The 12706-nt window shown below is 73.4% G+C and carries 13 protein-coding genes; 7 read left to right on the top strand and 6 right to left on the bottom strand.

The annotated features are described in order from the left end of the window. From VF825_RS01580 to VF825_RS01560, 5 genes are all read left to right on the top strand, one after another. Nucleotides 1-250: hypothetical protein (locus VF825_RS01580; RefSeq protein ID WP_331109430.1), on the top strand; the 250-nt coding region annotated here is incomplete at its 5' end. After that, a complete protein-coding gene (locus VF825_RS01575) occupies nt 247-1698 on the top strand; it encodes a hypothetical protein (protein ID WP_331109428.1) in 1452 nt (483 codons plus the stop codon). The genes VF825_RS01580 and VF825_RS01575, both read left to right, overlap by 4 nt. Then, a complete protein-coding gene (locus tag VF825_RS01570; protein WP_331109425.1) occupies nt 1695-3017 on the top strand; it encodes a hypothetical protein in 1323 nt (440 codons plus the stop codon). The genes VF825_RS01575 and VF825_RS01570 overlap by 4 nt, the downstream gene beginning before the upstream one ends. Continuing rightward, nucleotides 3014-4201 carry a glycosyltransferase family 4 protein gene (locus VF825_RS01565; RefSeq protein WP_331109423.1) on the top strand — a complete coding sequence of 396 codons (1188 nt, stop codon included), beginning with the start codon at nt 3014-3016 and terminating at the stop codon, nt 4199-4201. The genes VF825_RS01570 and VF825_RS01565 overlap by 4 nt, the downstream gene beginning before the upstream one ends. Further along, entirely contained in the window at nt 4198-5028 is an 831-nt protein-coding gene (locus tag VF825_RS01560) for a hypothetical protein (RefSeq protein WP_331109421.1), read from the top strand. The genes VF825_RS01565 and VF825_RS01560 overlap by 4 nt, the downstream gene beginning before the upstream one ends. Nucleotides 5029-5103: 75 nt before the next feature. Here the strand turns inward: VF825_RS01560 and VF825_RS01555 are convergent, their stop codons facing one another. The 6 genes from VF825_RS01555 to VF825_RS01530 are packed head-to-tail and all read right to left on the bottom strand — an operon-like array spanning nt 5104 to nt 11137. Beyond that, nucleotides 5104-6114: a substrate-binding domain-containing protein gene (locus tag VF825_RS01555; protein ID WP_331109419.1), complete on the bottom strand. Its 1011-nt coding sequence runs from the start codon at nt 6112-6114 to the stop codon at nt 5104-5106. Nucleotides 6115-6158: 44 nt separating this feature from the next. Beyond that, nucleotides 6159-7166 carry an ABC transporter permease gene (locus tag VF825_RS01550; RefSeq protein WP_331109417.1) on the bottom strand — a complete coding sequence of 336 codons (1008 nt, stop codon included), beginning with the start codon at nt 7164-7166 and terminating at the stop codon, nt 6159-6161. Next, entirely contained in the window at nt 7163-8662 is a 1500-nt protein-coding gene (locus tag VF825_RS01545) for a sugar ABC transporter ATP-binding protein (protein ID WP_331109415.1), read from the bottom strand. Before VF825_RS01545 ends, VF825_RS01550 begins: the two co-directional genes overlap by 4 nt. 12 nt (nt 8663-8674) lie before the next feature. Then, the gene (gene rbsD / locus VF825_RS01540) at nt 8675-9079 is read right to left on the bottom strand and encodes a D-ribose pyranase (protein WP_331109413.1); all 405 of its coding nucleotides are present in this window, start codon (nt 9077-9079) and stop codon (nt 8675-8677) included. 30 nt (nt 9080-9109) lie between these two features. Then, entirely contained in the window at nt 9110-10051 is a 942-nt protein-coding gene (rbsK, locus tag VF825_RS01535; RefSeq protein ID WP_331109411.1) for a ribokinase, read from the bottom strand. 48 nt (nt 10052-10099) lie between these two features. Then, a complete protein-coding gene (locus VF825_RS01530) occupies nt 10100-11137 on the bottom strand; it encodes a LacI family DNA-binding transcriptional regulator (protein WP_331109409.1) in 1038 nt (345 codons plus the stop codon). A gap of 141 nt (nt 11138-11278) precedes the next feature. Here VF825_RS01530 and VF825_RS01525 point away from each other — a divergent pair, with 141 nt between their 5' ends. Continuing rightward, nucleotides 11279-11953 carry a PAS and ANTAR domain-containing protein gene (locus VF825_RS01525; RefSeq protein WP_331109407.1) on the top strand — a complete coding sequence of 225 codons (675 nt, stop codon included), beginning with the start codon at nt 11279-11281 and terminating at the stop codon, nt 11951-11953. Nucleotides 11954-11990: 37 nt separating this feature from the next. After that, a partial coding sequence (locus VF825_RS01520; protein WP_331109404.1) for a molybdopterin-dependent oxidoreductase occupies nt 11991-12706 on the top strand: 716 nt, incomplete at its 3' end.

Below are 12706 nucleotides of genomic sequence, written 5' to 3'. Positions count from 1 at the left end.
CCGGCTGCTCCCCTCCGTGGCCCGCACCCTGGCCGCGGCCGGCGCCATGGCCGTGCCGGTGTGGCTGGCCGGCCGCGCCCTGTCGGCCGCGCTGACCGGCCAGGCAGGGGCAGCCGTGACGGTGCTGGTCTGCGCCGCCGTCGGCGTCGGCACGTATGCCGGCGCCTCCTCCGCCGTGCACGCCCCCGAGCTCGGGCTGCTGCTGCGCAGCGTCGGCCGGCGGGGCCGCCTGCGGGGTGAGCTGACATGAGCCTTGCCGTCGACCTGCGCCGCACCGTGGCGCAACGCGCGGTCGCCCGCGCCTGGCCGCTGCTGCTGCCGGTGCCCGCCGCCCTCGCGGCGTGGCTGGGCGTGACCCAGCCCCGCGTGGCCGTGGCCCTGGTCCTGGTCGCCGCCGTGGTGGTGACGGTCGCGCTGCGACCGGCTGTCGCGGCATACGCGCTCATCGTGGTGACCCCGCTGACCGCCGGCATCGACCGCGGTTCGGCCATCCCCGTGCTGCGGCCGAACGAGGCCGTCGCAGCCCTCGTCGGCGCCGGCCTGGTCCTGCGCTGGCTGGTCCGGGTCCGCGAGGGAGACCGGCTGCGCCTCCGCCTGAGCCAGATCGAGTGGTCCCTGCTCGCCATGGCAGTGGCGAGCTCGGTCCTGCCCCTGCTGTTCATGGCGCTGCGGCAGCGCCCGGTCACCTCCGACGACCTGCTCTACGCCCTGGTGATGTGGAAGTTCGGCGCGGTCTACCTCATCGTCCGCGTGAGCATCCGCACCGAGACCCAGGTGCGCCAGTGCATCCGGCTGTCCATCGGTGTCGCGGGGGTCGTCGCCGTCATCGCGATCCTCCAGGCCCTGAACCTCATGCACGTCCGCAGCATCCTGGCCACGTACTTCGTGCCCAACGGCAACGTCGGAGCGCTGGCCAACCCGCGCGGTGGCTCCACCCTCGCCCTGCCGGCCGCCGTCGCCGACCTGATGATCTACAACCTGGCGCTGCTCGTGGGCCTCTCCCGCCGGACCCGGCGGCCCCGCGTACTGGCCTGCTTCGGGGTGCTGTTCGTCATCGCGGCGGTGTCGGCTGGTGAGTTCTCCAGCGCGCTCGGCCTCGTGATCGGCGCGGTCGTCGCCGCGATCGTCGTGCGCCGGCCCCGGATGCTGCTGCTCGGCCTGCCGCTCGGCGCCCTGGCCGCGCTCGTGGCCTGGCCGATCATCGCCGTCCGGCTCACCGGCTTCGGAACCGCCTCCGGCCTGCCGGAGAGCTGGCAGGGGAGGCTGCGCAACCTGCAGAGCTACTTCTGGCCCCAGCTGACCGACCCCGGCAACGTCCTGCTCGGCGTGCGCCCGAGCGCCCGGGTCGTCGTGCCGTCCCAGGCCACCGGCTACGTCTGGATCGAGAGCGGCTACACCTGGCTGGTCTGGGGCGGCGGCGTCCTGCTGCTGCTCGCCTTCGTGTGGTTCGTGTGGGCCTCGACCCGGCACGCCCGGGTGGTCAGCAGGGCCCGGCACGACGCCGTGGGGGCGGCGGCGACCGGACTGCTCGTCGGGGTGGTCGTCATGACCGTGCTGATGCTCTTCGACCCCCACCTGACGTACCGCGGAGCCGCGGACGCCTTGTTCATCCTTGCCGCCCTCGCCCAGACCGGGCGTGGCAACGGTTCACCTCCCGCCGTGGCGGCGGCCAACCCTGAGGAAGCGGTGGCGACATGACCCTGACCCAGATGCCCGGCGGCGGTGCCGTCGAGGACCGGCCGCGCAACCTGCTGCGCGCCCATACCGTGTTCATCCTGGCGTTCACCGCCGTCGTCGGGCTCGGCGCCGCGGCCTACAGCCACACCCAGGCTGCCTCCTACACGTCGGTGGCCCGGGTGGTCGTGGAGCCCCAGATCCTGCCCAACGGCGGTGCGGCACCGGTGCCGGACATGGGCACCGAGAAGATGCTCGCACTCTCCAGCGCCGTGACGGCCGAGGCGGCCGACACGCTGGCGACGTCCCCCACGGACGCGGCGAAGGGCGTTGACGTGGCGGTCCCCGTGGACACCCATGTCCTGGAGTTTCACGCGACCGAGGCCACGGCAGAGGATGCTCGGCGCACCGCCGACGCATTCGCCGCCGCGTACGTCGACTTCCGGGCGACGGGCGACACCGGCGGCAGCCGCCCGGTCCCGCTCAAGGCGGAGGTCATCTCCCCCGCGACGACGCCCACCGCGCCGGCAGGGACCAGCGCCCTGCTCCAGATCGGCGCCGCGGTCCTGCTCGGCCTGACCCTCGCGGTCGGCGCCGCAGCCCTGCTCGACCGAGGAGATCGGCGGGTGCGCGGGGCCGGGCGCCTGGCCGCCCTCACCGACGCGCCCGTGCTCGCGGTCCTGCCCCGCCCCCGGGTCAAGGGCGCGCGCCGGCTGGTCCTGGCCTCCAGCCCCGAGTCCTCCGTCGCGGAGTCCTACCGCTTCCTGCGCACCCGGGTCCTGGACCCGATGCTGCCGTTGGGCAGCACGACCGTGGTCATCACGTGTGCCGACGACCGAGACCGCGAGGCCCGGGACGTGGTGGTCGCCAACCTCTCCGCGGCCGCCGCGGAGAACGGCTGCACCGTGGCCGTCGTGGCCGACCCCCCGTCCCGCACTGCCCTGGAGGGGCTGCTCGGCGACGGGGTGCCGCTGCTCGAGCTGTACGACGCGGCGGGGCTCGGCCCGTCCGTGCACGAGCTCACGCAGACCCACGACGTGGTCGTGGTGCAGGCTGCCCCGGTGACCGCGTCGGCGGCCACCATCGGTGCCCTGCGCCAGGGCGACCTGGCCATCCTCGTCGCGGACACGAAGCTGTCCGACCGCGCGGCGGTCCGCGCCGCACACCGCCTGGCCCGGGAGGCGTCGGTCGGTCCGGTGTGGAGCCTGCTGACCGCCGGCTGCAGCGCCCGCGGGGCCGGGATCCGGCGCCGCGACCCGGCACGCCGGGCGGCGGCGTCCGCCGACGAGGCCCGTCAGCTGGCCCGCGTCGCCGACGAGGCCGGCCACAAGGGGGTCGCGTGAGGCGGACGGCGCGCCGGCACGTCCTGCTCGTCGTCGAGAACGTCTCGCTCGCGCGGGACCACCGGCTGCGCAAGCAGGCGTCGTCGCTCCAGGCGGCCGGGTACGAGGTCACGGTCATCTGCCGGCGGGACCCGGGCAACGCCCTGTCCGGGGTGCGGGTCCTGGACTACCCCGCGCCACCGGACGGGCAGAGCCGCCTGGCGTTCGTGCGGGAGTACGGCTGGTCGTGGCTCATGGCCGCGGCCCTGACGTGGCGGGTCTGGCTGACCCGGCCGTTCGGGGTCCTCCAGGTGTCCGGAACCCCCGACATCTACTTCACCCTCGCCGCACCGTTCCGGCTGTTCGGGGTGACCGTGGTCCAGGACCAGCGGGACCTGTCCCCGGAGGTGTACGTCGCGCGATACGGCGGGGCGGGCGGACTGGTGCACCGGCTCCTGCTGGCCTGCGAGCGGACCAGCTTCCGCCTCGCCGACCGTGTCGTGACCGTCAACGAGACCCTGCGCGCGGTGGTGACCGGGCGCGGAGGGCTGGCCGCCGAGGACGTCACCGTGGTGGGCAACGGCCCGCGGCTGGACCGGGTGACCCCGCCGCGGGAGCCGCGCCCGGACGGGGCGGTCTGCTGCTGGGTGGGCCTCATGGGACCCCAGGACCGGCTCGACCTCCTCGTCGAGGCCCTGGCCCGGCTGGTCCGCGAGCGCGGGCGCACCGACGTCCGGGCCGTCCTCATCGGCGACGGGGAGTCCCGCCCCGACACCGAGGCGCTGGTCGACCGGCTCGGGCTGCGCGAGCACGTCGAGCTCACCGGCTGGCTCGACGAGGCCGAGGTCTTCGCCCGGCTCGCCGCGGCGGACGTCGGCCTGGAGCCCAACATGGGGCCGGAGGTCAGCCCCGTGAAGGTGATGGAGTACATGGCCTCCGGCCTGCCGTTCGTCGCGTTCGACCTGCGCGAGACGCGGGCTCTGGGCGGGGACAGCGGTCGCTACGCCACGCCGGGCGACGTCGCCGCGTTCGCCGCCGCCGTCGACGAGCTGACCCGAGACCCGGGGCTGCGGGCCCGGCTGGGTGCGGCCGGCCAGCAGCGGGTCAGGGACCGGGTGGCGTGGGAGCACCAGGAGGCGGCGTACCTGCGGCTGTTCGACGAGCTGTTGCCGCTGCGCCCGGCCGGGGTTGAGGTGCCCGCATGACCCGGGCCGCGCACGTCACGCCGCTGCGCCGGGCCCGCCACCTGGCCCGCGTCCGCCTCTCGGAGAGCCCCGCGCTGTACCTGCCGATCGCGCGCCGTCGCTACCCCGGGCCCAGCCCCGAGGTCATCAGCGACGAGACCGAGATGGTCATCGACGGCTACACGCGCTGCGGCAGCACCTTCACCGTGTACGCCTTCCAGCTGGCCCAGCCGCGCCCGGTGCGACTGGCCCACCACCTGCACGCCAGCGCCCAGCTCGTCGTGGCGGCCCGGCGCGGGCTGCCGGCCCTGGCGGTCATCCGGGCACCCCGGCCGGCGGTGCTGTCCCAGCTGGTCCGGGAGCCGCACGTCGACCTGCGCGACGTGCTGGTGGCCTACGCCCGTTTCTACGAGCAGCTGCTCCCCCACCGGGATGCCATGGTCGTCGGCGAGCTCCAGCGGCTGACCCGGGATCTGGGCGCGGTGGTGCGCCGGGTCAACGACCGGTTCGGCACGGACTACGCCGAGCCGCTGCTGGACGAGGAGCAGCGACGGGAGTGCACCGAGCTGGCGACCGCCCGCTCGAGCCTGTCGCCCGTGCTGCTCGGCTTCGAGTCGGGGACGGTCAGCCGCGAGCAGCTGCGCGCCGCGCGCACCACCGTCGGTGCCGGCGTCAGCTACGGCGGGAGCGCACCGGCCAGGCAGGCCCTGTGGGTGCCCTCGGCCGAGCGCGAGCAGGAGAAGGCGGCGCTGGCCGAGGCGTGGGAGGAGGCCTCCCCCCGCCTGCGGTATCGCGCGCAGCTCGCCTACGAGCTCTTCGCCGGGGCGGACGCCCAGCCGATGGCCTGAGGCCCGGCGGCGCGGTTGCGTGACACACACGACCGCGGCGCCCGGCCCGGGCCGCCGCGGTCGTGTGTGGCGGTGCTACTTCAGCGAGGCGGGCACGTCGGCGCCGTCACCGATCTGGGTCAGGTGCTGGGCGTAGGCCTTGACCTCGGCCTTGGTGACCAGCTGGCCCTCGAGCTTCTTGTCGGCCTCGACCGAGGAGCCGGACATCACCTGTGCGGCGATGTCCGCGACCCGCTGGCCGAGCTCGAACGGGGACTCGGCGTTGGTCGCGTACATCTCGCCGGAGGCGATGGCGGCCAAGGCGTCGGAGATGCCGTCGTTGCCGACGAGGGTGACCTTGCCCGCGAGGTTGCGCGACTTCAGCGCAGCCAGCACGCCCATCGCCATCTCGTCGTTGGCGGCGTAGACCCCGTTGATGTTGGGGTTGGCCTGCAGGATGTTCGTCATGACGTTGAGCGCCTTGCCGCGGTCGAAGTCGGCCGCCTGCTTGGCCACCACCTTGATGCCGGGGTGCTTGGCGATCTCCTCCTCGAAGCCCTTGGAGCGGTCCTGGGCCACGTTGGTGCCGAGGATGCCCTGGATCTCCACGGCGGTGCCCTTGTCCCCCATCCCCTTGGCGAGGGCGTCGGCGGCGTTGCGGCCGGCCTGGATCGCGTCGTAGCCCACGAAGCTGGCGAGCTTGCCGCCGTCGGGGTGGCGGTCGAAGGCCATGACGGGGATGTTGGCCGTGTTCGCCGCGGTGACGCTGGCGGTCGCGGACTGGCTGCCCACCGGGTCGAGGATCAGGATGCCGGGCTGCTTCGTCAGCGCCGTGGTGGCCAGGTTGAGCGCGGTGGAGTCGCTGTTGTTGGCGTTCTGCACGTCGAGCTGGATGCCCTTGGTGGACGCCTGGGCGGCGGCGCCGTTCTTCACGGACACGAAGAACGGGTTGTTGAGGGTGCTCATGACCATGACGGCCTTCTTGCTCTTGCTGGCCGTGTGGCTGGTGCCACCGGCCTCCGCACCGGGGCGGCTGCATCCGGCCAGGGCCAGCCCGGCCGCGCTGAGCAGGGCCACGCCGGCGAGCATCGTGGTGTTGTGACGCACGGGAATCTCCTTCGACTGCTTCGGGACTGCGCTGTGGGTGGGGCTCAGGCGGACACGAGCTCGGTCGCGTCCTGGTCGGTCCGGGCCGTGGCGCCCGGCGGGCGTCGCCGGAACCAGCCACGGATGACGTCGGCGTTGCGGTCGAGGAGGACGGCGAACAGGATCACCAGGCCCTTGACCACGCTCTGCAGGAACGGGCTGACGTCGAGCAGGTTCATGCCGTTGTCGATCACGCCGAGGATGAGGGCGCCGACGATGGTGCCGACGAGGTCGCCCCGGCCTCCGGCCAGGCTCGTCCCGCCGATGATGACCGCCGCGATCGCCTCGAGCTCCAGTCCGGTGCCGGCCGTCGGCTCCGCGGTCGAGAGCCGGGCCGAGACGATGAACCCGGCGAGCGCGGCCAGGACGCCGCTGATCACGAACGCGAGGATCTTCACGCGGTCCACGGCGATGCCCGACAGACGGGCCGCCTCGGCGTTGTCGCCGGTGGCGTAGACGTAGCGGCCGAACCGCGTGCGGGCCAGCAGGACGCCGAACCCGATGAAGACCAGGGCCATGATCCACACGGGCGCCGGGATCCCGGCGACGCGTGCCTGGCCGATGTTCTGGAAGTCGTAGTCGGTCACCGCGATCGGGTTGCCCTGGCTCAGCTGCAGGGTCAGGCCGCCCAGCACGGACATCGTGGCCAGGGTGGCGATGAAGGACGGCATGCGGGTCTTGGTCACCAGCAGGCCGTTGACCAGCCCGGCCGCAGCGCCGACGAGCAGGCCCACGACGATGGCCGTCACGGTGGACTGGTGCCGCAACGTCAGCGCCGTGATGGCGGCGGAGAACCCGAGCACCGCCCCGACGGACAGGTCGATCTCGGCCAGGATGATCACGAAGGTCTGGCCGGCGGCCAGCAGCGCGGTCACCGAGGTGGCGAGGGCGACGTTGAGCAGGTTGCCCGACGTGGCGAAGACGGGTGAGGCGATGGCCAGGACGACGCACACCGCGAGGAGCATCCAGGCGGCGCGCAGCTCCTTGGCCACGCGGCGAAGGGTGGGGTTCACGACACGACCTCCAGGGCGTGCTCGAGGACGGCTTGTTGGGTGATGTGCTCGCCGGTCAGCTCGGCGGCGAGGCGGCCGGCCCGCATCACGAGGACGCGGTCGGACATGGCGACCAGCTCTGGCAGGTCGGAGCTGACCATGAGCACGGCGACGCCGTCGGCGGTGAGCTCGTTGATGATGCGGTAGATCTCGGTCTTGGCCCCGACGTCGACGCCGCGCGTCGGTTCCTCCATGAGCAGCACGCTCGGGCGGGTCATCACCCACTTGCCGAACAGGGCCTTCTGCTGGTTGCCGCCGGACAGGGAGCCGACGGCGATGTCGGGTGAGGCCGCCCGGACCTTCAGCCCGGTCATGGTCTCGCGCACGGCCCGACGCTCGGAGGCACGTCGGACGAAGCCCCACCGCGACGTGTGGGCGCCGAGGGCGGCGAGGGAGATGTTCTCGGCCACCGAGCGCTGGGCGCACAGGCCGTCGGTGCCGCGCTCGGGGGTGAGGTAGGCGATGCCCGCCCGGATCGCGGCCGCGGGACTGCCGGGGCGGACGGCCTCACCGTTGACGCGGATGGTCCCGGCGTCCAGCCGCTCGAGCCCGAACAGCGCCCGCAGCAGCGTGCCGCGGCCGGAGCCCAGCACCCCGCCGAGGCCGACGACCTCCCCGGGGCGGACCGTGAGGCTGACGTCGGCGAACTCACCGGCGCAGGTGAGGCCGTCCAGCTCCAACGCGGCGCCGTCGGGGCGGGCGTTGGCCGCCTTGGGGTAGAAGTCGTCCACGGTGCGCCCGACCATCGCGGCGACCACCTGGTCGCGGCTGAGGTCCTCGGTGCGGCCGGACAGGGCCACGACCCCGTCGCGCAGCACCACCACCCGGTCGGCCAGGGCGAAGACCTCGTCGAGGCGGTGGCTGATGTAGACGACACCCACCCCGTCCTCGCGCAGGCGGCGGACCTGGGTGAAGAGCGCCTCGGACTCGCGGTCGTCGAGCGCGGCGGTCGGCTCGTCGAGCACCAGGACCTTGAGGTCGTGGCCCATGGCCTTGGCGATCTCGACCATCTGCTGCTCCGCCACGCCGAGGCGACCGACGCGCTCATGCGGGTCGATGTCCATGCCGAGGTCGGTCATGGCGGCCGAGGCGGCCTGCGCCATCTCCTTGCGCGAGACCAGGACCCGGCCGAAACGGCGCCCGTCCTCCTTGACGAAGAGGTTCTCCGCGACGCTCAGGTGCGGGAACAGGTTGTGCCGGAACTCCTGGTAGATCACCTGGATGCCCCGGGCCATCGCGTCCTGGGGGTTGCGGAAGGTGACCGCCTCCCCGCCGACCTCGACGCGGCCGCTGTCGGGGCGGTGCACGCCCGAGATGACGCGGGTCAGGGTGGACTTGCCGGCTCCGTTCTCGCCCACGAGGGCGACCACCTCACCGCCGTCGATGGCGAGGTCGACCCCCTTGAGGACCTCGTTGTCGGCGAACGCCTTGCGCACGCCGTGCACGGAAAGCAACATGTCGGCTCCGGATCAGTAGACGACGCCTGCGGTGAGCAGCACGTTGGCGTAGGGCGTGAACTCCCCCGACCGGACCGCCGCCCGGGCGGCACCGGTCGCGGCCTTGAACTCGGTGTGCGGGACGAGCCGGGCGGTGACGCCGCGCGCGGCAAGCCGCTGCTCGATCTCGGTGAGCATCTGCGGGCTGGTCTCGCGGATCTCCTCGCTGAGCAGGGCACCCTCGACCTCGAGCTCGTCGAGGACGGCGTCGAGCACGTCGAGGAACGCCGGGACCCCGGGCGTCAGGGCCAGGTCGACCCGCTCCACCCCGGCCGGGATCGGCAGGCCGGCGTCGGTCACGACAACCTGGTCGGTGTGACCGGTCTCGGAGATGACACGGGCCAGCTGGCCGTTGAGGGTTCCGCTGTTGCGGCGCATGGGACGGGGACCTCCTGGTCGGTGGGTGGGTCAGGCGGGGACGGTGCTCGCGCGGCGGGCGACGAGCGCGAGGACCTCGTCGCGGGCCGGCAGCGACGGGCTGGCGCCCGGCTTGGTGACGGCCAGCGCTCCAGCGGCCATCGCGTGGGTGCGGGCCCGGTCGAGGTCGTCGCCCTGGGCCAGGGCCGCCCCGAGGGTGCCGGTGAAGGCATCGCCGGCCGCAGTGGTGTCGACGGCCTGCACGGTGAACGGCTCGGATCGCTGCCCGCCGTCGGCGCAAACAGTCACCGCACCGAGTCCGCCGAGGGTGATGACCACGGTGCGCACGCCGCGCTCGAGGAACCACGCCGCCGCCTGCTCGGCGCTGTCGGCGTCGGTGACGCTCACTCCGGTCAGGACCGAGGCCTCGGTCTCGTTGGGCGTGACGATGTCGACCTCGCGCCACACCTCCTCGGGCACCGGGACGGCCGGGGCCGGGTCGAGCACGACGGTGAGGCCGGCCGCGCGACCGGCACGGGCGGCATACGCCGTGACCTGCGAGCGGACCTCGAGCTGGAGCAGGAGCACCCCGACCTGGCCGTCGAGCTCGGCGAGGGCACGGTCCACGTCCTCCTCGGCCAGATGGGCGTTGGCCAGCGGGGTGATGACGATGTCGTTCTGCCCGCTGGCATCGACGCGGATGTGCGCCACACCGGTGGGCCCCTCGACGGTGCGGACCCGGTCGGTGCGCACACCGTGGCCCTGCAGGCCCTCGCGGGTCAGCGTGGCGAACGGGTCGGTGCCGACGCACCCGACCATCCACGTCGGTGCGCCGAAGCGCGCGGCCGCGACGGCCTGGTTGGCCCCCTTGCCGCCGAGGACGAGGGTGAAGTCGTTGCCCAGCACGGTCTCCCCGGGGGTGGGGAGGCGGTCGGCGAAGGCGGTGACGTCGGCGGTGATGCTGCCGATGACGAGGACGCCGGTGGGGTGCACGCGAAGAGGTCCTTTCGGGTCGTCTGAGGGGTATGCCGGGTGGCCGGGTCAGGCGCGGCCGGCGCGGTGCGGGGCGCGCCGGGAGGGCCGCGGCGCCGGGGGTGCCGTGCTCCCGCGCACGACGAGGTGGGTGTCGAGCACGACGCGGCGCGGCGGGTCCTGGCTCCGGTCGGCGATGCGCGAGAGCAGCAGCCGCATCGCGAGGGCACCCTGCTCGACGTCCGGGCGGGACACGCAGGTGAGCGGCGGCCGCAGCAGGTCCCCGAGGCTGAGGTCGTCGAAGCCGACGATCGAGACCTCGCCCGGGACGTCGACGCGCATGTCGCGCATCGCCGTCAGGGCTCCCGCGGTCATGAGGTTGTTGGCGGTGAAGATGGCGGTCGGCGGGTGGGGCAGGCCGAGCAGCTGGAGGGTGAGGTTGCGGCCGGACCCCTCCCGGAAGTCGCCGGTCAGGTCGTGCTCGGGGCGCAGCTCGATGCCGGCCTCGGCCAGGGCGGCCAGGAAGCCCTCGCGACGCTCGCGCCCCGGCGTCGTGTCGACCGGGCCGTTGATCATGGCGATCTCGGTGTGCCCCAGTCCGGCCAGGTGCCGGGCCGCGGAGGCCGCGCCGCCGACGTTGTCGACGACCACCACGTCGAACAGCTCGCCGCCCTCGACCTCCCGGTCGATGAGGACCACCGGCACACCCGCGTCGTGCAGGCGCAGCGTCGCGCGGTCCTGCTCGTGCGCCGGGGCGAGGATGAAGCCGTCCACGCGTCCGGTGAGGTCGGCGAGGATCTCGGCCTCGAGCTCGTTGGACTCGTCGCTGTTGGCCAGGAGGAGGCGGTAGGACAGCTGCCGGCAGGCCTGCTCCAGGCCCTTGACCACCGCGGCGAAGAACGGGTTGGAGATGTCCGGCACGACCACGCCGATGGCCCCGCGGCGCCCGGACTTCAGCGACTGGGCCATGACGTTGGGCTTGTAGCCGAGCTCGTCGACCGCCTGCGCGACGGCCTGGGCCGAGCGCACCGGCTGGCCGGCCAGCCACCGGGACACGGTGGACACCGACACCCCTGCCCGGTGGGCCACGTCGTGGATCGTGCTCATCACCCGTCCGTTCTGAAAACGATTTCTGAGAACGATTTCAGCGAGGTTTCCGGGTGTCAACACCCTGGCGGCGACTTTTTCGATTCGTGGACCGACAGGGGGACGGGCCTCAGGGCGCGACGTACGTGCCATGCTGGTGGCGTGGGAGGCACAGGGGTCGTCGGTGCGCTCGGAGGCGGCGCACCGCAGCGAGTCGGGGCGTTCGTCCATGACGTGCGCGACGGGCGATGGGCGTGGTCGGAGGAGCTCTACCGCATCCTCGGCTTCGCCCCCGGAGAGGTAGTGCCGAGCACCGAGCTGCTGCTGGCGCACCAGCACCCCAGCGACGACGGGGCCGGCACCGCGGCGGTCCGGGCAGCCCTGCGCTCCGGTGCTCCGTTCAGCGTGCGCCGCCAGCTGGTCGATGCTCGCGGCAGGACGCGCACGGTGGTCATCGTCGGCCGTGGCCGGGGCCCGGACGGCGTCCTGACAGAGGTGCACGGCTACGTCGTCGACGTCACCGACACGCTGGCCGGCGACGTGCGCGAACAGGCGGATCTCGCCATCGAGGCCGCGCGACAGCACCGGGGCGCCCTGGAGCAGGCCAAGGGCGCGGTCATGCTCGCCCTCGGCGTCGACGCGGACACCGCCTTCCACCTGCTGGCCGCGAAGTCGCAGGCCGCCAACGTCAAGGTCCACCGTATCGCCGAGGACCTGGTGACGCGCCTCGGCGACGGCGGCGCACCGGGCACGGCCGAGGCGATGACCGACTGGCTGTGCGCCGAGGCCCTCGACTCCTTCGAGCGGCACACCGAGACGGACGTGCGCACGTCGTGACGACGCCGGGTGGTTGAACTCGCCACGGCGGGGCACCATGGATGCGGGAGGTGGGATCGTGTCCGCTCGCAAGGTGTTCCTCGACTGGCCCGTCCTGCGGCAGCTCCGCGGGAGTGACGACCTGGGCCGGGGGGCCGCGGTGCGCTCCGCCGCCACGGCGACCCGGCGTCCCCGGACCGAGACCGCCGACACGGTCGTCCGGAGCGTCTGCCCCTACTGCGCCGTCGGGTGCGGCCAGAAGGTCTACGTCTCGGACGGCAAGGTCGTCCAGATCGAGGGCGACCCGGACTCGCCGGTCTCGCGAGGACGCCTGTGCCCCAAGGGATCCGCCAGCGAGCAGCTGGTCAACGGCACCCGCCGGCAGACGGCGATGCTCTACCGGCGGCCGCACGGCACCGAGTGGGAGCCGCTGGACCTGGAGACGGCCACGGACATGATCGCCGACCGCGTCGTCGCCAGCCGGGCCCGCACCTGGCAGGACACCGACGAGCACGGCCGACCCCTTCGACGCACGCTGGGCATCGCCGGGCTGGGCGGCGCGACGCTGGACAACGAAGAGAACTACCTGATCAAGAAGCTCTTCACCGCGATGGGCGCCATCCAGATCGAGAACCAGGCGCGCATATGACACAGCGCCACCGTCCCCAGTCTGGGGGCCTCGTTCGGTCGCGGCGGCGCCACGACGTTCCAGCAGGACCTGCAGAACTCTGACTGCATCGTCATCCAGGGCTCGAACATGGCCGAGTGCCACCC

The organism is Oryzihumus sp., from assembly GCF_036391795.1.
Taxonomy (GTDB): Bacteria; Actinomycetota; Actinomycetes; order Actinomycetales; family Dermatophilaceae; genus Oryzihumus.
The sequence above is the reverse complement of the archived record's forward strand: the minus strand, read 5'-3'. Positions and strand labels throughout refer to the sequence as shown.